Below are 24,930 nucleotides of genomic sequence, written 5' to 3'. Positions count from 1 at the left end.
CTAATCGTCTAGACTTATCACGCGCAATAGTCAGCTACTGGTGTCGGCGTCCCACTGCTCGGAATGTGCATCCGCGGTGGATGGTCCTTGTGTGACGATCACCGCCAACGAGCGAAAGGCAACTGCCATGCCCCGTCCCACCCGCCGCGTCGGTGTTATCGGCTTCTGGCACGAGACCAACACATTCTCCGCCACCCCGACATCCATAGAGCAGTTTCGTGACTTCGAGTTGCTCTCCGGCGAGACCCTCGCGCAGGCTAATGCCGACGTCGGCTCCGTGATCGGAGGCTTCCTGGACGCACAGGGGTTCGAGTTGGTGCCGATCTTCTCCGCCGGCGCATGGCCGTCCGGGCCGATTGACGAAGAAGCGATGTCGGAACTGTTCGACCGGGCACGCCGGGCGTTGCAGCAGGCCGGTCGCCTCGACGGTGCCCTCGTCAACCTGCACGGCGCCATGGTTGCTGACGGTTACCCGGATACCGAAACCACCGCATTGGAACTGGTTCGGGAGGTCGCGGGTGAGATACCCATGGCCGCGGTGCTCGACCTGCACGCGAATCCCTCGCCCACACTGGTGGACCGGGCCGATGTGTTGATCAGTTACGACACCTATCCACACATCGATATGCGGGAGCGAGGTGCGGAGGCAGCCGGACTGCTGGATACGGTCCTGTCCGGTACGGCGCTACGCACCGCCATCCGCAAGGTGCCCCTGCTGGTCTGCCCGGTGGCCCAGGCGACGGACGCCACCCCCATGGCCGACCTACAAGTTCGGGCTGCAGCGCGCGCCCGTCAGGCCGGGCTTCATCGGGTGTGCGTGATTGGCGGCTTCGCCTATTCCGATGTCGAGCGTGCCGGCATGAGCGTGCTGGCGATCCATGACGAGGCTCACGCCGCAGCGGCAGTCGAGGTTCTGGACGAGACCGTCGCCGACATCGCCGCCCACGCCGCGGACTTCGAGGTCGCCCGGGACGATCCGGCTACCGCCGTGCGCCGGGCGTTGGCGAGCCCGGTCCGTCCAGTGGTACTGGCGGATGTCGCCGACAACATCGGAGGCGGGTCAGCGGGCGATGGCACGGCCTTGTTGGCCGAACTGCTGCGAGCCGGGGCTACCGACGCCGTCGTGCCGATCGTGGATCGTGACGTTGCTCTGCTCGCACAGGAACTCGGCGAGGGAGCTGACATCGAAACGCTAGTGGGCGCCAAGACCGACACACACCATGGTGTTCCCTTGCGAATCCGGGGCCGGGTCCGTCGGATCAGCGACGGCCGTTACCGCACCTCGGGACCATGGATGACCGGACGCGAATTCTCCATGGGAACCACTGCGGTGATCGACGTCGGCGGTGTCACCCTGCTCGTCATGGCTGACCGCACTCCGGCATTCCACGAGGAGCAATTCACCAGTCAGGGGATCGATCCAGCGCAAGCGTCAGTGATCGTAGTCAAGGGTGCGATTGCCTGGCGCGGCGCCCTGGGCCACATCGCCCGAGAAGCCATCGAAGTCGCTGGACCAGGCATCACGCCCGTGGATGTGCATGCCCTTCCTCGCCGCACCAGTCCAATGACATGGTGACCGGTTACCTGCCGGAGATCAAAACCACGTGGTGATCGCGCCGACCACGGCGTCCTGATCGTCCAGCAGTGGCACGAGGGACCATTTGTCGAACGCCGTACAGGGGTGACACGGGCCTAAGCGGAGCACATCTCCCACTTGCACCTGCCCGCCGTGAGAGACATAAGCATGCTGATCGTTCATCCGGTCCACTGTCACTCCATCGGTGGCAATGGCTTCGCCATTCCGCAACACCTGTAGCACCACCGGCATACGGCTGTCATAGGGAGCGTCCCGTTTGCCGAAGTTCGCCAGGGCCAGTCCTGGTTCCGGTGCAGAGACCACGGCAGCCCACAGATCCAATGCGGGCCGTAGCCCCCCCAGGGGGTGGTCCGCCTCCGGAGCCAGAGGCGCAGCCGCCGCCGAGGCACCGTGATCGTGGGTGATCGTCGCACCCGAACGCACCACAAGCCGCAGCGGCACGCTCAGTTCCGGCCGGTCGACCTTCGCGAGTCTGTCCGGGTAGACCGACCCTCCGGCAGTCAGCAGGACTTCGGTGACTTCATCGAAGAGATCACGACGATCCAGTTCGACCGTGACAGCCACCAACCGGGCCAGGAAAGCATCGATGCGTTCCAAAGATGCCTCATCACGTCCGACGGGAAGGATTCCCTCGAAACCTTCAACCCCCGCCAACGTCAGCGCGGAGCTCCCGTGCACTGCCTCGGCGATCTCGATCAGATCAGCCTCATCCCGCACTCCGGTCCGCCCTCCGGTCACCCCCAACTCGACCAGGACCGGTAGCGGGTTCCGCATCCCGGCGCGGTCCAGATGTTGAGCGACCATCTCCACACCCGCGAGGGAATCCACGATCGGCACCACCTGGACGTCAGGATATTCCTGGGCCAATCGCGCCAGGGCGGTGGCATTTCCACGGTCGACGACTTCATGAGCAAGGATGATCCGATCTACCCCCGTCGCCGCAAGGAACCTCGCCTGGTGGACTGAGGCCGCCGCCATGCCCCACGCACCGGACTGCAACTGCAGCCGCACGATCTCCGGTGACATATGCGTCTTTGCATGTGGTGCCTGCTCGACGTCGTTCGCTTCGCACCACTGGGCCTGCAGGCGAGCGTTATGTTCCAGGGAACTCACCCGCAGGGTCAGTGCCGGCAGAAGCAGATTGTCGCGGTACCACCCTTGCCGACCCACGTTTTGGGGCTCCACGGTCGGATCGGGCAGACTTCGAAAACGCGGGAGCGGCTCTCCGGTCGTCGATACGGCGGGTTTCGTCCAAGGGATTGACCGTTCCATAGGGCGATAGTAGCGTGACGCCTGGTGGAATGCACGTTCCAATGGCCAAAACTTGCTTCATGAACACGGTTGAATAAGAGGAGACTCCCCATGACGATCGCTGCGTGGCCTGCATCTGAACAGGCTTGGGAACGCACCAAGGGTTCGCTCGCCGGTGGTGTCTCCACGGGGCTCCGGGCGGCAATGAAGCCGCACCCGCTCTTTTTCGAAGGTGGCTCCGGGCCACGTTTGACCGACCTGGACGGCCACAGTTATCTGGACTACGTCCTCGGCTGGGGACCCGTCATCCTCGGCCATGGGCACCCCGGATTGACTGAGGCCGTTCAACGCCAACTTCCCTTGGGCGCAACCTACGGATCGGGTCATCTGCTTGAAGCAGAAGTCGCCGAGAAGGTGCTGGAGCGCATCCCTGGCACCGAACGCGTGCTGTGGTCCAACACCGGGTCGGAGGCCACCCAGGTGGCGCTGCGGCTCGCTCGCGGCGTGACTGGTCGGCAGCGATTCATCAAATTTGGTGGGCACTATCACGGTTGGTCCGACTCCATGCTGATCGGCTACCGCCCCGGTACAGACGGCACTCTCGGACTCGGCAGTCAGGGTCAGAACCCCAACGCATTGAATGATCTTCACCTGGTGGAGTGGGGCGACCTGGCAACCGCCACCGAACTGGCGCAGTCCTCGGAAGCGGATATCGCGGCAATCATCCTTGAGCCGGTTATGGCAAACTCGGGCGTCCTGGAGCCACCAGCGGGGTTCCTCGAGGGACTGCGGGAGTTGTGCGATGCCACCGGTGCGGTTCTCATCTTCGATGAGGTGATCACCGGATTCCGGATCGACACCGGCGGTGCGGTCACTCGCTACGGCGTACGGCCGGACCTGGTCGTACTGGCCAAGGCCATCGCCGGGGGATATCCACTGGCAGCGGTAGCCGGTCGGGCGGAGATCATCGACCGCACCACCTCCGGCATCGTGCATGCAGGCACCTATAACGGGAACCCTGTGGTCCTCGCAGCCGGTGGAGCGACGCTGGACGCCCTGGCTGAACTGAACCAGGAGTGTATGAGGCCTTCGAGCGACGCGGCAGCGCGCTCGCCGACGGTATGCGAAGCGCGTTCGCCCGCCATGGCGTGACTGCTGCCATCGGTGGCGTCGGCCCCGTGGTGCAGTGCGCGCCCGGTGTGGCCAGGAACAACACGTTCACCGACTTCATGGCGGCCGATCAGGAATTCTATGACCGCTTCGTCGTGCAGATGTTGCGTCGCGGGGTGTTCGCGCTGCCCGGGGGGCGTTGGTACATTTCCACCGCTCACACCGATGAGGACATTGCGCAGACAGTGGCCGTGATCGATGAGGCGCTGGGTGCCACGCTTGCCGAAGGCCCCGGTCCCGTGACCGCGACTACCGAGTGACGCTCGCCCGATCAAAGTTGCTGTAACCAGCGGGTCAAACGCTGGGGGATCTCCTCCGTCGTCGTGGGCGTGGGCCGTCGATCACTCGCGGTGAAGCGGCCGAGGTCTTTGAGACCGTGCCCCGTGAGCACGACGCACGGCTGATCCGCAGCCCCCAGGCGTCCCTGCTCAACGTCTTGGCGGACAGCCGCCAAGGCGAGCGCTGCGGCGGGCTCCACGAAGATGCCCTCGGTGCGGGCAAGGAGGTCCTGGGCGGCCCAGGCGTCCTCGTCGGCTACCGGGACTCCCCACCCGCCGGATGAACGGACTGCTGCGACCGCTGCCTCGCCGTCGGGCGGGCGGGGCAGCATGAGCCCCGAGATATGCGTGGACCACTCGTCGATACTGGGGTGGGACAACTCCCCGGTCAGCGTCCGCGCGATCGGCGCGCAGCCGGCCGGTTGGGTGGAAATGACGGCGGCTCGGCAGGCTGCTGCACCCAGGCCACGAGCAGTAGCGACAAGGAGACCACCACCTCCGGTCGGGACGTACACCTGAGTGATGCCGCCGCGTGCGGCGATCTCCGTACCGATCGCATCCGCTCCGCGCATTCCATGCGGGTTGTGCGCATGGGTCGTAATCGTCAGCAGTAGCCTCTCCGCGCTGCTGCGATCTGCCCCAGCCCCGCCATCACCTCTGGCCCCATCCGGTCCATAGAGAGCAACAGCACCCCGTAAGGCGCGATCGAGGCCAACTTCTCTTGCGGGGCCTCACGAAGCACGAGCAGGATGCCCGGCAGGCCGGCACGGACACCGTAGGCACTCATGGCGGCACCTCCATTACCCGATGAGGTACCGATCCAACCGCGGTAGCCCTCCCGCAGCGCCCTGGACATACTCGCTGCGGCGATCCGGTCCTTGTACGATCCGGTCGGGTTCAGGTACTCGGCTTTGGCCCACAACCCAGCGAGCCCCCATCGGCGCGCCAGCGCGTCCAAGGACACCATCGGGGTACGGCCTTCGCCCATGGTGACCCCTTGGACACTGGCACTCTCAGCCGGTTCAAGCTGCGACAGATCCTCGTTCATCATTGCCCCTCCACGTAGGCAGCCACGATCGCCAAGGTGTCGCCCTCTTCCACCCGCGTCCTGCGTCGAAGGAGCATGATCGCACCACCTAGTGGGCTGCTCACTACGTCGACCGTCGATCCGTCGTCGTCGACGATCTGCCCCAACGCCGAACCCGCGGCAACAGAATCCCCCACTCCCACGGACGTGACGAAGTAGCCGGCTCGCGGCGCCGTGATGCCCCCATCGGTGTTGCCGTCACCACGCACCAGGACTGGCTCTGTCGAGACTGCATCCCCCTCGATCATGCCGAGGTGCGCCAGCACCCGCAGTACTCCGTCAACGTAGCAATCCAATTCGTCCCGGCGAACCTGCCCCCCTCCCCTGCCTTCCACGTAGAACGAGGCGACCCCATGCGCTGCCGCCGCAGAGAGAGAGCGCCCGCCCGCAGCGGTGGGATGCTGCCACAAGAACGGCGCACCGAAGGCTGCCGCGAGTTGCCCGGAACGCTCACAGAGTTCACCTTCGCCAGCGTGATATCCGGCGAGTAGCGGCATATCGAAGCCCAGGCCGCCGGAGTGCAGATCGATAAGCACATCGGCGCCGATGATTGCTTCCGTAGTCAGGTGGTGGGCGAGACGCTCTGTCGCCGAACCGTCGGCTCTTCCCGGGAAGACACGAGCAAGATTGAGGCCATCAGACGGGCTCTCCCGCCTGGTTTCGCGCCAGGCGGCCGGATGTGCCGGCGCCACCGCCCGGACGGTACCGCTGAGAGCGTCGGTGTCGAGCAATGTGGCGATCCGCCGCGCGGCGAGCACACCTTCAAACTCATCGCCATGCACACCACCGAGCACGGTCACCGTTGGTCCGGGGTTCCTCCCCCGGAGAACCTGGACCTCGGGCAACTCGGACTTCAGGTCTTGATCTTGGTGAGGCATGGTGACCACTCCGCCTTCCCTGATGTGCGGCAACTTGCCACATCGCAACTTCCGCTGCAAAGAACTCAGATTTCGCCAGGCAGATTACCAGCGGATATCCTCCTTGGGGCGCGAGCCCGCCGCGAACCACCGACCTCGCACTCTCCGCATCCCAGGCTCAACTGCCGCGACCGTGACGGGGCTCTTGCATTCGCCTGCCAAGTACCGAACAATGAACCTGCAGTTCCATTCCCCGAGACGGTCTGTTGGCTTGATCTAGAGAGGTCACAGTGACGGAATCAACCGGGCGGTCCACACCGAAGTCGGCCGCCGAGAAGACACTGGCCAGCCAGCGCGTTCGGCAGTTCAGTTTCGAGGGCGACGCCCTACGCATGGCGATGGACTGGTCGGTTGCCGACCTGGAACGACCCCAAGTGCTGGTGGAGACCGCAGCCGGTGCCTCCCACCCCAGTTCCTACCACCTGGGTGACCTGGGAGCCGAGGCCGCCAAGGGCGTCCTGCAAGCAGGCGGGAAGCCGGCTGAGTACACCACCACCGACATCTGCGACGGCGTTGCCCAAGCCCATGATGGCATGCGCTATCCGTTGGCCTCCCGTGAATTCATCGCGAACATGGTTGAGGTGCACGCCAACGCCACCCCGTTCGATGCGATGGTGTTGTCCTCCTCAGGGGATAAGGCCGTTCCGGCTCACCTGCTGGCGATGGCGCGACTCGATCTACCCTCTGTGCACGTCCCCGGCGGAGCTATGGCCACCGGTCCCCAGCATCGCTCCAATGAAGAGTTATGGAGCATGAAGATGCTGGTGGACCGAGGCCGGATGGACCTGGACGAGTTCCTCGCCTTCCAGCGGTTCACCTGCCCCGGGTGCGGAGCATGCCAGTACATGGGTACCGCAGCCACGATGCAGGTGATCAGCGAGGCACTCGGCCTAGCACTGCCGTGGGGCGCCCTCATCCCCGCACCGATGGCAGAGATTCGCCGGATGGCGCGAGGTGCCGGTCAACGGGCAGTGGAACTGCTCCACGAAGGCATCACCGCACGCGCAATCCTCACCCGGGAAGCGTTCGAGAACGCCATCACGACCCACGCCGCGATCGGCGGGTCGCTCAATGCGGTGATGCACCTGATCGCTATTGCCGAAGAAGCCGGCGTAGAACTGAGTGCGGCGGACTTCGATGCAATCCACCAGCGCACCCCCGTGCTGGTCGATGCCAAGACGGCGGGCCGCTACCCCACCGAACTGTTTTGGTACGCAGGTGGTGTGCCCGCCCTGATGCACCACCTACGGGACCACCTGCACCTGGATGCACTCACCGTGAGCGGCACCACTCTCGGAGAGAATCTCGACCGGATCAACGGCACCCAGTTGCAGCGGCACGCGGCGATGTTCTTGGGCAATTACCACCTTCAGCCTGACCAGATCATCAAGCCCGTGACCGAAGCCGTGTTCGACTCCGGCTCGACCGTGCTGCTCAGCGGGAACCTGGCCGAGGGTGCGATCGTCAAGTCGCACGCCGTGGCAGAGGCGATGCGAACCCACACCGGCCCCGCTCGCGTCTTCGACCGCGAGGAAGACGCGATCGAAGCGTTGGTCTCCGAGAAGATACGCCCCGGCGATGTGGTGGTGGTGCGGTATCAGGGGCCGCGTGCCAACGGTATGCCGGAGATGTTCTTCCTCTCCGAACTCATCGCCTCCGATCCGGTGCTGGCCTCGACCACGGCGCTACTCACCGACGGGCGATTCTCCGGCGCCAGCCGCGGGCCATGCGTGGGCTACGCGTATCCAGAAGCCGTGGATGGTGGGCCGGTGGCTTTCCTGGCGGAGAACGATCTCATCGAGATCGACATTCCTGGGCGTCGTCTCGATATTGTCGGCGTCGCAGGACAAAGAGTCAGTCCGCAGCAGGTAGACCAGACACTGACGGACCGCAGGGAGCACTGGGCGCCGCCGGCTACGCATCATCGAGGTGCCCTCGGGCAGTACACCGCACTGGCCAAGCCTGCATTACATGGAGGCGGGATGTCCGTAAACAACCGGCCCGCGCACGCACCACCCCACCGCGGCACCTGATCCCGACCTCCCCGCACACCTCCCCCACAAAAACCCAAGGAGCAATCCCCGTGAAACTGATGCGTCTGGGCCCACTCGGCCAGGAGCGGCCCGTGGTCCGTCTCGATGAGTCCACCTACGTGAACGTCGGAGATGTGGCCGGTGACTTCGACGAGACGTTCTTCGCTCGCGACGGTCTGGACCAACTGCGCCAGGTGGTGCAGGAGCGCCGCGCGGCCGGGCAGACCCACACCTTCGCCGGGGAGCGCATCGGCGCACCGATCGCCCGCCCGCACCAGATCCTGTGCGTGGGACTCAACTACGCCGACCACGCCGCCGAAACCGGTCAGGCCGTCCCCGAAGAGCCGATCCTGTTCACCAAGTCCCCCAACACCTTGATCGGCCCCAATGACGACGTGCGCATCCCCCGGGGCGCCAACGAGGTGGACTGGGAGGTCGAACTGGGCATCGTGATCGGCACGCGCACCAGTTACCTGGACTCCCCCGAGCAGGCGCGCGAGGCGATCGCCGGGTTCGTCCTGGTCAACGACGTCTCCGAGCGGGAGTTTCAGACCCGCCGCGGCGGGCAGTGGTTGAAGGGTAAGTCGGCCGAGACGTTCAACCCCACCGGTCCGTGGTTGACCACCCCGGAGGAGATCGACGACGTGGACAACCTGGGCATGTGGCTGGACGTCAACGGCACCCGCCGCCAGGACGGATCCACCGCCACGATGGTCTTCGACGTCTACACGATCGTGCATTACATCAGTCAGTTCCTGGTGCTCGAACCCGGGGACCTGATCAACACCGGCACCCCGCCCGGAGTGGGCATGGGTCACGACCCGCAGATCTTCCTGCAGCCCGGGGACACCATGGAACTCGGTATCGACCACCTGGGCGCCCAGCGCCAGACAGTGCTCGCACCCCGCTGATCCCGAACCGCCCCCGCACACCGACCGGCCACCCACCGGAGCCACCATGTTTACTGTGATCGTGCGCAACGGTCTGGTCATGGACGGCACCGGCACGCCCGGCCAGGTGGCTGACGTCGGTGTGCGGGGCGGTCGGATCGAAGCGATCGGTGACCTGACCCCGGCCCGGGCGGAAACCGAGATCGACGCCACCGGCCTGGTGGTGACGCCGGGCTTCATCGACGTGCACACCCACAGCGACCTCACCGCCTTCCTGCCGGCGAGCGCCACACAGGTCTCGCGCGCCTCGGTGCGACAAGGGGTCACCACCGAAGTCACGGGCAACTGCGGGTGGACGCCGTTCCCCACCACACCCGCCCGGCAGGCAGCGATCCGCGATCACATCGGTGCCCTGTTCGGCCCCGCTGCGCGCGCTTTCGATTCCTATGCGCACTACCGCGAGGCACTTAGCGCCCAGTCCCTGCCGACCAATGTGGCGCCGCTGGTGGGTCACGGCACACTGCGCGCCGCCGCCGCTGGGTTGGGCCGCGAACCCGACAGCCCCCAGGCCACCCGGGTGATGAGCCACATGCTGGCCCAGAGCCTGGATGAGGGGGCGTTCGGGATGTCCAGCGGTTTGGTCTACCCACCGGGGATGTACAGCCCACCGGAGGAACTGCACGCGATGGGCCAGGTGCTGGCACGTGCCGGGCGCATCTACGCCACCCACATGCGCAACGACATGGACATGGTCCACCAGGCAGTGGCCGAGGCGATCGCGATGGGCCGCACGACGGGGGCGCGGGTGCAACTGTCCCACCTGAAAGTCGCCGGCCGGCAACGGTGGGGCACAGCAGCCTCAGTGCTGGACCAGATCGAGGCCGCGAACGCCGGCGGTATCGACGTCCGCGGTGATGTCTACCCCTACGCCGCCAGCAGCACCCTGCTGCGGGCCCTGCTGCCCCCGTGGGTCAATGACGGCGGGATCGAGGCGATGCTTTCCCGGCTCGACCAGGCGGAGGTCCGCCGTCGGGTCGCGCGCGAATTCGAGACCGGGCTGCCCGGCTGGCAGAACTTCGTCGCTGCGGCTGGATGGGATGGCATCACCATCGCCTTCGCACCGGCCCGTCCTGAGATCGAGGGCCGCAGCGTCGCCGCATTGGCCGACGACGACGGTCGCCCCCCGGCGGAAGTCCTCACCGGCCTGGTGCAACAGTTGCGCGGTGACTGCCTGGTGGTGCTGCACAAGATGAGCGAAGCGGACGTGCGCACCCTGATCACCCACCCGGACGTGCTCATCGGATCCGACACGATCCCGCTGCCCGGCCGGCCGCACCCGCGTACCGCCGGCACATTCGCCCGGGTACTGGGGCGCTACGTGCGCCAGGAGCAGGTGGCCGAGCTGCCGGCCATGATCAAACGGATGACCCAGGATGCCGCCGAGCGGTTCGCCGTGCCCCAACGGGGACGGATCACCCGCGGTTACGCTGCGGACCTGGTGGTCTTCGACCCGGCCGGCATCTCCGACCGGGCCACCTTCGCCGACCCGCTGCTCCCGCCACACGGAGTGGCCCACGTTCTGGTCGCAGGACGGGTGGTCATCTACGGCGGCGCCGACACCGACGCCGCACCCGGCCAGGTCCTTGAACCCGCATGACCAGCAACCCACACCGAGAAGGAGAACACCATGAACAACTCCCCCACCACCGGCGCTGACGCCCGCTTCGCTGCCCTGGAACCGGTCCCCTCAGCGGCTCCCGGACCCCAGTCCACCGTCCGCGCGCTGCGCCGCGTCGGTCAGGTGCTGCACATGTCCGGACAGGTGGCTTTCGTGGGCAGTGATCTGCTGGCCACCGGGGTGCTGGGCGGCGACGTCGATGTCCCCACCGGTCAGGCCTGCGCCCGCCAGTGCGCGTTGAACCTGCTGGCCCGGCTGCAGGAGGAGTTGGGGTCACTGGATCGGATCGCCCAGGTCGTCAAGCTCACCGTGTTCGTCTCCTCCGCGCCCGGGTTCCGGGACCAACCGCAGGTCGCCAACGGCGCCTCGGAGGTGTTCGTCGAGGTCCTCGGGGACCGCGGCCGGCACGCCCGCTCGGCTGTGGGCGTGGCCGAACTCCCGATCGGCACACCGGTCGAGGTGGAAGCCGTGGTCGAGGTCGAGCCCGGGGAATGAGCGTCCCTCCCCCGTGCCAGCCTGTAGAGCGTGACGGAGGAGCTGGATGCCCGGTTGGCCGGAAGCCCTCGCCATTCCCGGCTGTAGACAAATCCATCTACATGTGGTGATGTAAGTGCATGTCTGAATCCACGACCATCCGGGTCAGCAAAGCCACTCGCGACGAACTACGAGACCTCGCGAGCCATCGACGATCAACGGTCGCAGAGACCGTGGCGCACGCCGTCAGGCTGCTACGTCAAGATGAGATGGGTCGCGATCTCGCCGGCCCCCTGACCGGCGACGAAATCTCGTGGCTCGATGCTGACGCCGGGTGACGTCGTCAATCTAGACCTCGGGCCGCCCGCTGGATCGGAAGCAGGAATGACCAGACCGGCCATCGTAGTGACTGCCCGCCGGGTGCTCCGTGGAAGTCCGAACGTTATCCAGGTGGTACCCCTCACCCGCACGCTCCGCGACAGCGGGGCCGAAGTCCTGATCCCGCCCGATGATGACAACGGCCTGGACACTCCGTCCGCAGTCCAATGCCAGCACGTCCGATCGGTGGCTGTCGCCCGTGTCACCGGGCAGCGGGGCAACATCGGGCCGGTCACTCTCGGGCAAGTGCGCAACACACTCGCCCTCCTTCTCGACCTTTGACAACCAAGTAGTCCCGCTCCACGGTTGCACGCAGCGGATGCAGGCTTACGCTCGGTCGGCCGTGCGGCTAACCGTCTGCAGCGGCTGCGTCGAGATGGGTGAACAGATCCTGTATCGAGGCCACGAGGCGTTGGTCCCGACCGTCGGCGTAGTCATAGAAACCACTTCCGGACTTCGCGCCAAGCCGGCCGGCTCTGACATGCTCGACGAGCGACGCCGGAGGCGCATCGGCGTTGTCGAGAGTCGGGAAGATTTCCGCACACACCGCCTCCCACACATCGAGCCCACCCAGATCCGCGATGCCGATCGGACCGGCAATGGCCCAGCGCGGTCCGAGCCCATACCGCATCACCGCATCGACGTCCTCCGGGCTGGCAATCCCCCGTGCGACCAGGGAAAAGGCTTCGCGCAGCACCCCGGCCTGGAGCCGGTTGGCGATGAACCCCTCAACCTCACCGACAGCCACGGGTCGTTTCCCCAGACGGCTCAACAGATCGAGGACGGCCTGCACGTGTACCTCTGCGGTCGTGGGCGCGCGGATGACCTCCACCAGGGGGACCACATCGGCCGGATTGAAGAAGTGGGTGAGCAGGAAACGCTCCGGCCGTTGTACGAAGGTAGCGAGCACGCTCGGCCGGAAAGTCGAGGTGTTGGACGCAATGACCGTATCCGTGGCTCCGGAGATCGCGGCGAGCACCTCCTGCTTTACCTCAAGGCTTTCGAAGGTCGACTCGAACACAATGTCCGCATCGACCGCACACTCCTCGATCGACCCGGCGACCTCCAGTTCTGCCCGATCGGTGCTGCCGAGTTCTGCTGGCACACCGGCGATGTCGAAGACACGAACCGTGACGCCACTTCGCACCAACATCCCCGCGATCCGGCGGCCCATCGTGCCCAGGCCCACAACTCCGGCCCGCGTGATCGGCTGCATCGGTACCTCCTCCCATGAACGGGTTGTGGCAAGTCCAACGAACACACTCTGCCATGTGTGGAGAAAGCCGGGGCCTGCCGCACAGCGGCGTACGATTCCCAGAAGAACGACGTTCATTCTTGATTCATTCGTTGGGGTGCGGATTCAATTCCTTGCACTGGCTGACAACGGCGCGCCGCTGCGTCCTTTGGAAACGCCGGAGGTAGATGGAGGACAAAGCATGCCTGGTCTGAGCAGACGACAAGTTCTGGGAATCGCCGCCGGCGCGGGCTTGGGTATCGCGATCGCGGGTCTGCCCCTTACTCAGCGGACAGCGAGAGCCGATGACCTGCTTCTCGACCGGAACGCGATTCTGGAAAACTATGCCGCCCTGTACACCGGGACCGAGGACAGCAACGCACACCCGGCCGTCGCGGATAAGATCGCTGCCATCCAGACACGCTGGACCAGATGTTCGGACGATTACGTCCGAACTCGGATTGGGTGCAGTACTCCGGAGTGATCGTCGACGTCCGCCTGGGACTGGAGAACTCCACCACCGGCGCTACCGCCAGCGGACGTATGACCAGTACTTTCCGCGCGCTCGCTGAGATTGCGCTGGCCACCGTGACGCCCGGAGCAGCCTCGTACGGAGACCGACAGCGGCAGGACCGGGTGATCGAAGCACTCCGGTGGGTAACTGAGACCTACTATGACGTCCCCGGAGACATCTACACCGGCACCGGTGAGAAGTACGGCGACTGGTTCGACTGGGAGATCGGCTCTGCCCACCAGATCACGATGATGCTTGCGTTCATGCGGGATCCGATCGCTGACGTCGATCCGGACCTGACCCTGTACTGCGTGGACGTCATGCACAGCCACCTGACCTTCGAGCCCAAGTTCCACACCGGCGCCAACCGCGCCGACATGACCACCAACTACTTCGTGCAAGGAGCCCTGGTCGGCGACGACGACGCGATCGAGGAAGGCATCTCCCAGCATCTGACCGTGATGGCCGATATTGACCCCGTCAGCCCTGTCGACGGCATCACCGATGGGTTCTATGAGGACGGCTCCTTCCTGCACCATGACAATGTCGCCTACAACGGGTCGTACGGTAAGAATCTGCTGACCCGGGTGGTCAACGCGATCAAGATCCTGCACGGCACCGGCTATATACCCGAAGGGCTCATGACCGGGACTGTCCATGGATGGCTTCTCAATAGCTTCGCTCCCATCATGTACGAGGGATACGTCCTGGAAATCGTGCGCGGCCGTATCGCTGCACGGCTAAACAACGGATACCTCGACACCATCGTGGTGATCGAAGCCATGACGGACATGACTCGGTACCTGGGCGCCGACGACGGCGACCGCCTGCGTTCCTACATTAAGCATGTGGCCCTGGACACCCAGGCGCAGATCCCACTGGACAGTTTGATCTCCCTGCCCACGATCGCCACGTACGCCGACTTGATCGACGATCCGACCATCGTGGCCGAGAACCCCTACCTGCCCACTGGCCATGCCGCCTTCAATATCATGGAGCGCAACGTCCACGTGCGCCAGGCCTTCGGGTTCGCACTTGCCCGAAGTTCTGAACGCATCAGCAAGTACGAGACCATGAGCGGCGCCAACCCGCGACCATGGTTCCAAGGTGAGGGCGCCTATCAGATCTACCTCGCCGGTCAGGATCACCCTGCAACGTACAGCGGTGAGTACATCCACACGGTAGATCCGATGAAGTACGCGGGGACCACCACTCCCGATGAGGAACGGCAGACCATCGAGGAACTCTACGGGCAGCGCTGGTACGACAACCCCGATCTCGGATTCACCTCGTCCTCACCATTGCAGAACAAGTACTTCTACTACCCCTGCGGCGTGAACATCCACTCCGGCTCGGCAGACCTGGATGGCTACGCCACTGCCAGCATGGAGATGAGTTCCGAGATCACCTGGCATCACAAGCAGGAAGGGCTCCTCCCTGAAGACGTCGTTGCCTACCAGAACCCCCACGGGCGCAAATCCTGGTTCATGTTCGACGACGAAATCGTCACCCTCGGTGCTGGAATCACCGACCCCCAGGGGCGCCTCCTGACCACCTCCGTGGACAGCCGGACCAGCCTCGTCGATGCAAGTGCGCGCTACACGTGGGCAAATCGCAGCGGTGATGTCGGGTCTGGCGCCACCACTGGAGACTTGGCGTGGGTCCGCTGGACGGACCCCACACTCGACACCGCCGTGGGCTACGTCATGCTCAACCAGGGGGACGTCCATCTGCAACAAGTTGACCGGACCGCACAAGCCGGCAATCCCCCGCCGACGCGGACCATCTCCAGCATCTTCTACGAGCACGATGGAAAAGAGGAGTCCAGGGTCGCCTACATCCTGGTGCCGAATGCGACCGAGGAACGACTTGCCTCGTATGCACATTCGAGCATTCGGGTGCTGATGATGAACACCACGAACGTCCAAGCGGTTACCCACGGAGACGTCGGCGTCACCATGGCGAACTTCTTCGCCGCGGGTGAGGCCGGCCTGGTCAGAGCCGACGGCGCTACCGTGGTGGTCCTCAATCGCAACCCCGACGGCCTTGTCCGTCTTGCTGTTTCCGAACCGACGTTCGCACGTGAGCGGGTACGCCTCACGCTCGCGCTCCCCGACCTGGAAATGATCTCGGCCGACGACGCAGTCTCAATCGAATCAGGAAGCGACGCCAGCACGCTGGTGATCGACACTAAGGACGTCAGCGGGCGAGTGTTCATCATTGAGATGACAACCTCGGCCGGTCCCGTGCACGAGGTATCAGCCGCATTTGACCACGCAGTGGCCACCGACGCGATCGCTGGTCCTGTCGCCGCTCGTCTGAGAACGTCGCTCCGTATCGCCGAGCGCCACGCGGAGGCGGACCGCAATCCGCAGGCCATCCAAGCCCTAAGGCGGTTCCAGGACCAACTGACCGCACCACGCCCACCCGACACCGTGGATCCGGCAGCCAAGGACCTGCTGGTGCAGAAGGTCGAGACCGCAATCGCGCAACTCTCCTGAATCCAGATGGGCGGGCCCGCGTCATCCGCTCCCGCAGTTGGGCGGGCTGACCCAGCACCAGCACCGCCCAGAGAAACCTGACCAAGGAAGGCCCATGGTTGACCTATCCCGACGAAGCCTGTTCGCTCTCGCGGGCGGCACCACCCTGGGAGTTGCCGTCGCCGGTATCCCAGTTCGAGCACTGGCCAACAGCGCTGATCATGAACTCTTGCTGGCCAACTACACCGCGATCTTCGCGGGAACTGCGACCAACAACTCCCACCCGGCCGCAGCGGCGAAGGTCGAAGCGATCCAGGGGGACGGTGACGGCTACGCCGCTCGGCTCCGGCCCCGTTCGCAATGGGAGGATAACTTCGGCGTCATCAACAACGTCCGGCTGGGGCCGGAAAACTCCTCGAACGGCCCAACCGCCAGTGGCAGGCTGACCAGCACGTTCAGGGTCTTGGGCAGCATCGCGCTCGCAACCGCGACACCAGGTTCCACCTCGTATGGCGACATCACCCGCCAGGACGCGGTGATCGAGGCGCTGCGATGGGTGATCGAGAACTACTACGACGTCCCCGGGGACATCTACACCGGCGAGGGAGACAAGTACGGCGACTGGTGGGACTGGGAAATCGGCTCACCCAACCAGATCACCTTGGCGCTGGTGTGCCTTCGTCACCGGATCGTCGAGATCGATCCAAGCCTGATGCAACAAGCCCTGGATGTGATGGACAGTCACCTCACCTTCGTCCCGAAGTTCCACACGGGCGCGAACCGCGCTGATATGACCATCAACTATTTGATTCAGGGCGCACTTGTCGGCGACGGCGCACGCGTGGTTGAAGGGCTGGAGAGCCATCTCACCGTCATGGCCACCATCGATCCCATCGATCCTGCCGAGAACATCACCGACGGCTTCTATCCTGACGGATCGTTCCTCCAGCACGGCAACGTACCCTACACCGCCACCTATGGCAGGAACCTGCTCACGCGGGTCATGCAGTTCACGCAGATCATGGCCGACACCTCCCTTCTGCCGGAGGGTGAGTTGACGGACACTTTGATGTCGTGGGTACGCAACAGTTTCGCACCGGTGCTGTACGAAGGTCACTTCTTCGAGCACCTCAAGGGACGCGTGGCAGCCCGAATCAACGTGGGGTACGACGACACCCCTGTGATGGTGGAGGCGCTGACGGACCTGACCCGGTACGTGCGCGGGCAGACCGCCGACGACCTGCGAGCGTATGTGAAGCACCTCGCCACCGACACCCTTGCAGTGGTGAACGCGGACGACTTCGCCTCTCCGGTCACGCCCGTGACCCTGCATGCATTGCTCGCTGACACTGCTGTGACGCCACGTGACCCCTACTTCCCGTCAGGCCACGCCACCTTTAACCTCATGGAACGGGACGTGCACGCCCGCACCGGCTACCGCTTCACCATCGCCCGGAGTTCAGAACGCATCGGCAAATACGAGACCATGAGCGGCGCCAATCCACGCCCATGGTTCCAAGGTGAGGGTGCCTACTATTTGTATCTCACCGGACAGAATCATCCGACCACCTACGGCGGCGAGTACCTGCACGTGGTGGATCCCACCATGCTCGCTGGAGTGACCGCTCAGGTGGGTGAATCGCGCGAACGGACCGGGAGCAGCCCCTGGGGGACCAATGCACACTCGGGTGGTGCCAGTGTCGATGGCTTCGGAACCTCAAGCATGACATTGTCCCCCGAGTTCAACCTGGAGTACGTCAATCCCGACGGTTGCAAGTCCTGGTTCATGTTCGAAGGGGTGATCATCGTGCTCGCGGCAGACCTGACCGAGAGCAACGGACGCGATCTGCGCACGTCGGTCGATACTCGACTGTCCACACATTCCAGCAGCACCGAGGTGTCGTGGACGACGAAGGATGGCGTCCCTGGCAGCGGCCCGTCGACGCGGTCCGCTTGTCCAACGCCCGCTGGCACGATCCTGAGGTAGACGCCGCCGTCGGGTACATCTTCCTGGACGATCATCCAGTGACGCTAGGCCTGGACGATGACAGCACTACCGTGAATAGCGTGCTGATCGAACGCACGATCGCGAACATCTCCTACCTGCATCCCGGCACGGCACGGACGTCGTTGGCCTACGCGTTGGTACCGAATGCTACCGACGAACTCCTGGCGACGTACTCTCACGCGTGCATCGAGGTACTGGCCAACACATCAGAGGTCCAAGCCGTCGTCGACACGAGGTCCGGGGTCACGATGGCAAACTTCTTCTCCGCCGGCGATGCGGGGCTCCTCAGTGCCGACGGGGCGACTTCCGTGGTAGTGAAGCAGAACGGTGACGGGCACCTTCGACTCGGCCTCTCCGAACCCACGTTCTCCCGTGACCAAGTACGCTTCACGCTCGCCCTGCCCGACCTGGACCTGGACCTGGTCGCTGCCGACGAGGGCGTCTCGATGGAGTCCGGACATGACGCCAGCACGCTAGTGATCGACACCAAGGACGTCAGCGGACGGGTCTTCACCGTCGAGATGACCACCTCTGCCGGGCCTGTGCACGCAGTATCCGGAGCATTCGACCGGTCGGTGGCCACGGGCGCTATCGCTGCTCCGGTCGCCGCTCGCTTACGGGCGTCGGTGGGTATCGCCCAGCGTCACGCAGAAGCGGGTCGCAACCAGCAGGCCATCCAGGCTCTGGAGCGGTTCCAGTATCAACTGACCGCACCGCACCCGCCCCACACCGTGGAGCCCGTGACCAAGGATCTGCTGGTGCAAAAGGTCGAGACCGCGGTCGCCCAACTCTCCTGAGTAACTGGTTCTGTATTCATTCCCTGTTGATGCTGCAGACTCCTCGGGAAGGAGGGATAACTCGTGAGAATCGAACAGCATCACCACGACGTGGTAGTCGTGGGTGGCGGGTTGGCCGGAACGTCTGCGGCGATCGCCGCCGCACGCAACGGCCGCAGCGTCGCGCTACTCCAGAACCGCCCGGTGCTGGGTGGCAACTCCAGCAGCGAGGTGCGCGTGTGGGTGTGCGGGGCCACCGCCACCGGACATCAGCGGTACGCCCGGGAGACCGGCATCGTCGGCGAGTTCTATCTCGAAAACGAGTACCGCAACCCACTGGGTAACCCCCAGTACTGGGACCTTGTGCTGCTCGAAGCGGTCAAGAGCGAACCGAACATTGACCTGTTCCTGAACACCCACGTGCTCGATGTCCACATGGCTGGGCAGCGGATCGAGTCTGTCGTGGGCCATGTGCTCGGCTCCGAACGCGAGGTGCACATGCACGCGCAGTTCGTCATCGACTGCACCGGCGATGGCTCAATCGCAGCGGCGGCCGGCGCCGACCATCTGCTCGGCCGGGAGGGTCAGCACGAGTACTCCGAGTCCTGGGCACCCGCCGAGAAGGACGACCTGACCCTCGGCAGCACGCTGTTGTTACTACACCCGCGAGGAGTCCGAGGCGGTCCCATTCATTCCGCCGTCGTTCGCGATCGATGTGCAGGCCACCTCAATCCTGGAATCACGTGTGATCCACACCGGCGACAACGGCGCCGACTACTGGTGGATCGAGTGGGGCGGTGAACTCGACGTGGTCCACGACAACGAACGGATCCGCGACGAACTCTGGGGCGTCGTCTACGGCATCTGGGACTACATCAAGAACTCCGGGAAGTTCGACGCCGAGAATCTCACCCTCGAGTGGGTCGGGTCGGTGCCAGGCAAGCGCGAGTACCGCCGAATCCTGGGCGAGACGATCATGACGCAACGGGATATCGAACAGGACCGCCGCAAGTCGGACGCCATCGGGTTCGGTGGCTGGTCCATCGACTTACACCCTCCGAAGGGTGTCTATGAACCGCGCGGGGCGGCGCAGCAGATCTACCCGCCCGGTCTGTACGACATTCCATTTAGCGCGCTGCACTCCCGCAACATCATCAACCTGTTCATGGCAGGACGTAACGTCAGTGCCACGCACGTTGCGTTCGGCTCCATGCGGGTGATGGCCACCTGCGGCGTCATGGGCGAGGCTGCCGGTACCGCAGCCGCGCTGTGCGCTGAGCAGGGAATCGACCCCGCCGGCCTGCGCGAGTCCGTGACCGCGCTCCAACACCGGCTGATCCGGCACGATGCCTCCCTGATCGGCGTGCCGTGGACCGATCCCGCCGACAGAGCGCGAGGGGCCCTCGTGACCGCCAGTTCCTCACTGGATCCGGATGCCGCGAGTCACATCGACGGTTCGGTCCGACTGAGCGCCGATACCGCCGTCCTCTTTCCTCGGACGAGCGCCGCACGCGTCGCCCGTGTCTACCTGAACGCGAAGCAGAGCACCTCCGTGCAGTACGCGTTCCACACCACAGCAGACCCGCTCACCTACGTACCCCAGGAACTCCTCACCTCCGGCACGGTGAACATCGAGGATTCCGGGAGTCGATGGCTCTCCCTCGAACTCCCCGCTGCCCGGAACGATGAGGAGAATCTGGTCCTGGTTCTATCCGCGAACGACGACGTCTCCTGGCACACCCATCCCGACTACCTGTTCGGTCAACTCGCGATGCGCCGCCGCGCCGACCTCGCCACCCGCGACATCGACCTTCACGTGGATGACCGCGCACCGAACGAGATCGTGCAGTGGGACATCAAGGCGCTGAACCGCACCCGGCTGGCGCTGCGGATCGACGACGGCGGTCCTTACGCGCCAAATCAGGTCATCTCTGCATACAGCAGACCGTTCGCGGGTCCCCAGATCTGGTCATCGGCACCGATGGCGAACGGGCCGGAGTGGGTGGAGTTGCGGTGGGATGTGCCGCAGTCGATCGAGGAAGTCCACCTGCTGTTCAACGACGACGTGAATGAGTACGCCAACAACCTGCACTACTCCCGGTGGCCGTTCCGCGTCATTCCAGAGATCGTGGCCGATTACGACCTGGAGGTCTACCGCGACGGAGCCTGGCACACGTCCGTAGCCGAGCGCGGTAATCGGAAACGACACCGGGTCCATGCCTGCTCCGCCGCAAACGTGGAGGCGATCCGGGTGAAGGTGCTGGCCACCAACGGGTCCCGTTACGCGCAGGTCGTGGCGGTCCGGGTCTTCTGAGGGCATGCCGTGCTATCGACCAACGTCTCTGCCCGCCAGTTAAAGTTCCAGACACTCGCCAGCGACCTTCGGCGGGGCATCGACGCCGGCACCTGGCCGTTGGGTACCAAATTGCCGACCGAACGAGAGTTGGCCGAGTCCACCGGTTACTCGATCAACACGGTCCGCCGGGCGATCGATGAACTCGTCCGCGATCAACTGGTCGAGGTGCGCCAGGGTGCCGGAATGTTCGTTGTTCGGGAGCCCCGGCAACGCCGGGTCAGCGAATCCTCCATCGGAGTGCTGCTCCCGGACACGAGTCTATATTTCCCGAAGGTGTTGCAGGGGATCGAGCAGACCCTGGCGAGCGCAGAGACTGGGTTGATGCTGGCGACCTACCTCTACGACCCGGTTCGGGAGACACGAGCGATCGAGCGGTTCATGCAGTCCAACATCGATGGATTACTCCTCGTGCCGAGCATCAGCAACCTAGATCTGGTGATGCAGCGGATCGACGCACTCGAGAAACTCGGTGTTCCGGTAGTCCTGATCGAGCGTCGCTTCGATACCTTGGGATCAGCAGACCCGACGGAATTCGTGTGCTCGCATCATCAGGCCGGCGCCTTCGCTGGTGTCCGGCACCTGCATCGCCTGGGACATGAGCGAATTGCATTGTGTCTGCGAGAGAAGTCCTGGACCGGACGTTCGATCAGGCTCGGCTTCGACGAGGCCGCACGACGTTTCAGCCTGAAAGGCTCACTGATGATCTCCGCGCCATGGGACGAATGGGACGAGCCACGGGCGCGTGCCACGCTCAAGCGCCTGCAGCGGAACGGTGTCACCGCTGCCCTGGTGTTCGGTGATCGTGAGGCGACCATCCTGCAGTCCGTCGCGCGCAAGGTCGGCATCCGTATTCCCGAGGATCTCGCCATCGTCTCCTACGACGACGAGACTGCCGAACTGGCGGAGGTCCCTCTCACCGCACTGGCACCGCCCAAGCACCGGCTCGGACGGCTTGCAGCTGAGGTTCTGCTGAACCGGATCCGAGAGGGGGAGGAATCTCCGATCCATCAGATCTTCTTGAGACCCCGGATCGTGGTCCGTGATTCGTGCGGGAGTAACGGGCCTCAGGAGCCACCGCCGGCTTGACGGAAGACCGAGTGGAGATGCTCGATCGCCACCTCCAGCGGCGCAACGCCTGGGAACCACACCCGCTCCCACTCCAGTGACACCCAACCGGAGTATCCGCGCTCCTGGATCGTCTTCAGGATCGCGACCAGCGGGACCGCGCCATCGCCAGGTAGTTCGGGTGCCGGATCACTCCTGCCCACTGCATCTTTGACCTGGATCCAGCCATTGGTGGCCAACCGGACAGGTGGTCCAACGACTCACCCGCGCTCTCTCCGACCCGCCAGGTGTGCAGGACGTCCCACACGGCCGTGAGCGAGCCGGTAGCGGCATCCGAGTCGACTGCCGCGTCCAGGAGTTTGGCGATGTCGGCCCCAGCACAGTGGGAATCGTGCGTCTCCACGGCGATGTAGACCCCCGCGTCGCGCGCGATATGAGAGGCCTGCACGAGCCGGTCTACCAGTTCGCCGTCCTCGGTGCGATCCGCCCCCTTGCCGGCACCGGGAAAGACGCGCACATGCGTTGCCCCCAGCCGGTTCGCATCCGCCACGGCCGCCTTGAGATGCCGAATGAACTCGCTGCGCGCCCCCGCGCCGACCTTCACTCGCGAAGCCAGGGCGACGAAGTCCAACATCGCCAGACGATCGCGGATGCCGGAATCCTGGTACTCCGCGGGCACGACCGCACCGTGTCTGATCTCGATTCCCTGAATGCCTGAGCGCTCGACCAGATCCAGGAACACTGACAGCCCCTCCTCGGGCACGCCGAGTCCGGAGACGGCCAACGTCAACGTCGCCATCAATACCTCGGGATGGTGTTGAAGGCCGTCGCCAAGGGGAACGGGCTCCGCCCAGGTCCCACCGTGTCCACCTGCCCGGCGCCGCTCACCGGCAAGGCCCGACCGTCGACATCGGTGCGTGCATGCTGGTGGAACCATGCATTCAATTGGTCCTCCAGTTCCGTGCGCAACGCGGCAGCGTCGGGGGAACCGATCAGGTTCGACCGCTCCCCCGGGTCGGCGACGAGGTCATAGAGTTCGTGCGGCCCATGGGGATAGCGATGGACGTACTTGTGCCTGCGGGTGCGGATCATCCGCACCGGCCCGTACTCATCGAACACCACAACCCGCTCACGGGGATCTTGCCCCTGTTGCCCCATCAGAGTGGTGACGAAGGACCGCCCAGGGCCGTTCTGCGGCGGATGAGCGATCCCGCAGAGATCCCGCAGTGTTGCGGCGACATCATAGGCGGACACCAGGGCATCGCTCACTTCACCTGCTGGGATACGGCCCGGTTGCCGCATGATGAACGGCACCTTCACTGATTCGTCGTACATGTTCTGGGGGAAAGTCGCGTTCCCTTTGCCCCAGATCCCGTGCTGGCCACAACTGAATCCGTTATCGCTGGTGAAGATCACCACCGTGTGCTCGTCCAATCCGAGGTGCGACAGGCGCGACAGCACCCGACCGATGCCGGCGTCCATCGCGGTGACCGCCGCGAAGTAGCCCTCGAGCGCTGCGCGAGTATCCGGTTCACCGCCGATCGGGGCGCCGTCCACGATGGGTACCCACGGATGCAACTCCTCCTGCGGCAGCGAGGCGAAGGCACAGTCGCGATACAGGTCGGTGTATTCCGTGGGGTGGTTGTTCTTCCACGGACTGTGCGGAGCCGTGTAGTGCAACGATAGATAGAATGGGTCTTCTGTCCGCGACTCGTCCTCGAGGAAGTCACAGGCAGCATCGCTCAGGACGTCAGTGACGTAACCCGGTGCGTCGACGGGCCCGTTCTCGTCGTACAGCGGCGCACCGTAGTACGGCCCGCCTCCTCCGCCATGAGCCAACCAGCGGACGAATCCCGGGCGCGGCCGGTCATTGGCGCCGAGGTGCCATTTACCCACGAGGCCGAGGCGATAGCCGGCGTCCGCCAGGTCGTCTGTATACAGACGTTGACCGCCGAGGAAGTCGTGACCGTCTGCTCCCACATGCCGAGCGTCGAGATAGTCATGCACACCGTGAGCCGAGGGCATCTGCCCGGTCAGGAGCGTGGCCCGAGCTGGTGAACACACCGGCGAGGCGCAGTAGAACTCGGTGAACCGGGTACCCTCCGATGCCATTCGATCGATGGTCGGTGTCCGTATCTCGGGGTTTCCGGCGCACCCGAGGGCCCACGGGCCGAGATCATCTGCCATGATCATCACGACGTTCGGCCGATTCGTGTCCCGACTAGCCATCGCCTATTGTCACCTCACCACGACCTGCGTCAAGAGCGTCAACCCATCATCGCTCGCGGGCATATGTCACGACAATGCCCCGGAGTGCTGCCTCATCGGCACCGTGACCGGCCGGCCGGTGTCCGCGGCTTCATAGATGGCATGCACGGCCGCCACGACCGTCCGGCTCAGGGCGGTGCTGACGGGGAACGGTGTTCCGTGGTCGACGAACTCGACGAACGCCGCGAGTTGGTTCCGGAACGCGGCGGGTATGTCCCCTTCGGACCGTTCATGCAATGTCTGTTCCGTGTCTCCGACGCGCATCAGGGTCCCACGCCTGGAGTCGGCCACGATGGTGCCCTCGTCCCCGACGACGGTGACCTGATCTACGAGGCGAGGCGGTGTCGACGTCACGGTGATCGATGCCCGGAGTCCGTTCGTCATCGTCAAAAGTGCGGTGGCATCGGTCTCCACGCCAACGCCGAATCGCGACGCGGTGCTGGCAGCCTCGATCCGCTCCACCCAGGGCACCGGCC

General features: G+C 64.7%; 23 protein-coding genes. 15 read left to right on the top strand and 8 right to left on the bottom strand.

Annotation, left to right across the window (positions count from 1 at the left end; genetic code table 11):
• Window positions 1-127 precede the first annotated feature (127 nt).
• Window positions 128-1,576, top strand: coding sequence for a M81 family metallopeptidase (locus tag ACRRRO_RS14825; protein WP_424798152.1), 1,449 nt, complete (start codon window positions 128-130; stop codon window positions 1,574-1,576).
• Window positions 1,577-1,594: 18 nt separating this feature from the next.
• Here the strand turns inward: ACRRRO_RS14825 and ACRRRO_RS14820 are convergent, their stop codons facing one another.
• Window positions 1,595-2,710, bottom strand: a complete 1,116-nt coding sequence (locus ACRRRO_RS14820; protein ID WP_434080494.1) for an alanine racemase — start codon at window positions 2,708-2,710, stop codon at window positions 1,595-1,597.
• A gap of 249 nt (window positions 2,711-2,959) precedes the next feature.
• On the opposite strand from ACRRRO_RS14820, the gene ACRRRO_RS14815 reads away from it, so the two are divergent.
• The gene (locus ACRRRO_RS14815) at window positions 2,960-4,000 is read left to right on the top strand and encodes an aspartate aminotransferase family protein (protein WP_434080493.1); all 1,041 of its coding nucleotides are present in this window, start codon (window positions 2,960-2,962) and stop codon (window positions 3,998-4,000) included.
• A complete protein-coding gene (locus ACRRRO_RS14810) occupies window positions 3,997-4,278 on the top strand; it encodes a hypothetical protein (protein ID WP_434080492.1) in 282 nt (93 codons plus the stop codon). The genes ACRRRO_RS14815 and ACRRRO_RS14810 overlap by 4 nt, the downstream gene beginning before the upstream one ends.
• An 11-nt stretch (window positions 4,279-4,289) precedes the next feature.
• Here the strand turns inward: ACRRRO_RS14810 and ACRRRO_RS14805 are convergent, their stop codons facing one another.
• Genes ACRRRO_RS14805 through ACRRRO_RS14795 form a run of 3 tightly spaced genes read right to left on the bottom strand, consistent with a single transcriptional unit; the run spans window position 4,290 to window position 6,183 of the window.
• Window positions 4,290-4,898, bottom strand: coding sequence for a pyridoxal-phosphate dependent enzyme (locus ACRRRO_RS14805; protein WP_434081588.1), 609 nt, complete (start codon window positions 4,896-4,898; stop codon window positions 4,290-4,292).
• Between the two features lie 2 nt (window positions 4,899-4,900).
• A complete protein-coding gene (locus tag ACRRRO_RS14800) occupies window positions 4,901-5,284 on the bottom strand; it encodes a pyridoxal-phosphate dependent enzyme (protein ID WP_434080491.1) in 384 nt (127 codons plus the stop codon).
• 59 nt (window positions 5,285-5,343) lie between these two features.
• Window positions 5,344-6,183 carry a succinylglutamate desuccinylase/aspartoacylase family protein gene (locus ACRRRO_RS14795; protein WP_424798156.1) on the bottom strand — a complete coding sequence of 280 codons (840 nt, stop codon included), beginning with the start codon at window positions 6,181-6,183 and terminating at the stop codon, window positions 5,344-5,346.
• A 347-nt stretch (window positions 6,184-6,530) separates the two neighbouring features.
• Between ACRRRO_RS14795 and ilvD the strand changes: the two genes are divergently transcribed.
• The 6 genes from ilvD (at window position 6,531) to ACRRRO_RS14765 (ending at window position 12,035) form a co-directional block, all read left to right on the top strand.
• Window positions 6,531-8,333, top strand: a complete 1,803-nt coding sequence (gene ilvD, locus ACRRRO_RS14790) for a dihydroxy-acid dehydratase (protein WP_424798157.1) — start codon at window positions 6,531-6,533, stop codon at window positions 8,331-8,333.
• Window positions 8,334-8,383: 50 nt separating this feature from the next.
• Complete coding sequence (locus ACRRRO_RS14785) at window positions 8,384-9,244, top strand: fumarylacetoacetate hydrolase family protein (RefSeq protein WP_424798158.1); 861 nt, start codon at window positions 8,384-8,386, stop codon at window positions 9,242-9,244.
• A gap of 46 nt (window positions 9,245-9,290) precedes the next feature.
• Window positions 9,291-10,880: an N-acyl-D-amino-acid deacylase family protein gene (locus ACRRRO_RS14780; RefSeq protein ID WP_424798159.1), complete on the top strand. Its 1,590-nt coding sequence runs from the start codon at window positions 9,291-9,293 to the stop codon at window positions 10,878-10,880.
• Between the two features lie 30 nt (window positions 10,881-10,910).
• Window positions 10,911-11,396, top strand: coding sequence for a RidA family protein (locus ACRRRO_RS14775; RefSeq protein ID WP_424798160.1), 486 nt, complete (start codon window positions 10,911-10,913; stop codon window positions 11,394-11,396).
• A 119-nt stretch (window positions 11,397-11,515) separates the two neighbouring features.
• Window positions 11,516-11,713: a hypothetical protein gene (locus tag ACRRRO_RS14770; protein ID WP_424798161.1), complete on the top strand. Its 198-nt coding sequence runs from the start codon at window positions 11,516-11,518 to the stop codon at window positions 11,711-11,713.
• Window positions 11,697-12,035 carry a type II toxin-antitoxin system PemK/MazF family toxin gene (locus tag ACRRRO_RS14765; RefSeq protein WP_434080490.1) on the top strand — a complete coding sequence of 113 codons (339 nt, stop codon included), beginning with the start codon at window positions 11,697-11,699 and terminating at the stop codon, window positions 12,033-12,035. The genes ACRRRO_RS14770 and ACRRRO_RS14765 overlap by 17 nt, the downstream gene beginning before the upstream one ends.
• Before the next feature lie 67 nt (window positions 12,036-12,102).
• On the opposite strand, the gene ACRRRO_RS14760 is transcribed toward ACRRRO_RS14765, so the two are convergent.
• Window positions 12,103-12,969 carry a 3-hydroxyacyl-CoA dehydrogenase family protein gene (locus tag ACRRRO_RS14760; protein WP_424798163.1) on the bottom strand — a complete coding sequence of 289 codons (867 nt, stop codon included), beginning with the start codon at window positions 12,967-12,969 and terminating at the stop codon, window positions 12,103-12,105.
• Between the two features lie 450 nt (window positions 12,970-13,419).
• Between ACRRRO_RS14760 and ACRRRO_RS14755 the strand changes: the two genes are divergently transcribed.
• From ACRRRO_RS14755 to ACRRRO_RS14730, 6 genes are all read left to right on the top strand, one after another.
• Window positions 13,420-16,002 carry a polysaccharide lyase family 8 super-sandwich domain-containing protein gene (locus ACRRRO_RS14755; RefSeq protein ID WP_434080489.1) on the top strand — a complete coding sequence of 861 codons (2,583 nt, stop codon included), beginning with the start codon at window positions 13,420-13,422 and terminating at the stop codon, window positions 16,000-16,002.
• Between the two features lie 94 nt (window positions 16,003-16,096).
• Complete coding sequence (locus tag ACRRRO_RS14750; protein WP_434080488.1) at window positions 16,097-17,968, top strand: polysaccharide lyase family 8 super-sandwich domain-containing protein; 1,872 nt, start codon at window positions 16,097-16,099, stop codon at window positions 17,966-17,968.
• 80 nt (window positions 17,969-18,048) lie between these two features.
• Window positions 18,049-18,786: a polysaccharide lyase beta-sandwich domain-containing protein gene (locus ACRRRO_RS14745; protein WP_434080487.1), complete on the top strand. Its 738-nt coding sequence runs from the start codon at window positions 18,049-18,051 to the stop codon at window positions 18,784-18,786.
• Window positions 18,787-18,849: 63 nt separating this feature from the next.
• Complete coding sequence (locus ACRRRO_RS14740) at window positions 18,850-19,566, top strand: FAD-dependent oxidoreductase (protein ID WP_434080486.1); 717 nt, start codon at window positions 18,850-18,852, stop codon at window positions 19,564-19,566.
• Entirely contained in the window at window positions 19,481-21,079 is a 1,599-nt protein-coding gene (locus ACRRRO_RS14735) for an FAD-dependent oxidoreductase (RefSeq protein ID WP_434080485.1), read from the top strand. Before ACRRRO_RS14740 ends, ACRRRO_RS14735 begins: the two co-directional genes overlap by 86 nt.
• Window positions 21,080-21,088: 9 nt before the next feature.
• Complete coding sequence (locus ACRRRO_RS14730) at window positions 21,089-22,207, top strand: LacI family DNA-binding transcriptional regulator (RefSeq protein WP_424798309.1); 1,119 nt, start codon at window positions 21,089-21,091, stop codon at window positions 22,205-22,207.
• Window positions 22,208-22,322: 115 nt separating this feature from the next.
• On the opposite strand, the gene ACRRRO_RS14725 is transcribed toward ACRRRO_RS14730, so the two are convergent.
• The 3 genes from ACRRRO_RS14725 to ACRRRO_RS14715 form a co-directional block, all read right to left on the bottom strand.
• Window positions 22,323-22,985: a sugar phosphate isomerase/epimerase family protein gene (locus ACRRRO_RS14725; protein ID WP_434080484.1), complete on the bottom strand. Its 663-nt coding sequence runs from the start codon at window positions 22,983-22,985 to the stop codon at window positions 22,323-22,325.
• On the bottom strand, window positions 22,985-24,379 hold the full coding sequence (locus ACRRRO_RS14720) for a sulfatase-like hydrolase/transferase (RefSeq protein ID WP_424798313.1): 1,395 nt from the start codon (window positions 24,377-24,379) through the stop codon (window positions 22,985-22,987). Before ACRRRO_RS14720 ends, ACRRRO_RS14725 begins: the two co-directional genes overlap by 1 nt.
• A 102-nt stretch (window positions 24,380-24,481) precedes the next feature.
• Window positions 24,482-24,838 (bottom strand): hypothetical protein, encoded by a 357-nt coding sequence (locus ACRRRO_RS14715; protein ID WP_434080483.1) that lies wholly within the window; start codon window positions 24,836-24,838, stop codon window positions 24,482-24,484.
• Between the last annotated feature and the right edge of the window lie 92 nt (window positions 24,839-24,930).

Origin of the sequence: Sanguibacter sp. Z1732, assembly GCF_051020515.1 — a bacterium.
GTDB lineage: Bacteria > Actinomycetota > Actinomycetes > Actinomycetales > Beutenbergiaceae > CALKWS01.
Note: the sequence above shows the minus strand (reverse complement) of the source record. Positions and strands in the feature narration are given on the sequence as shown.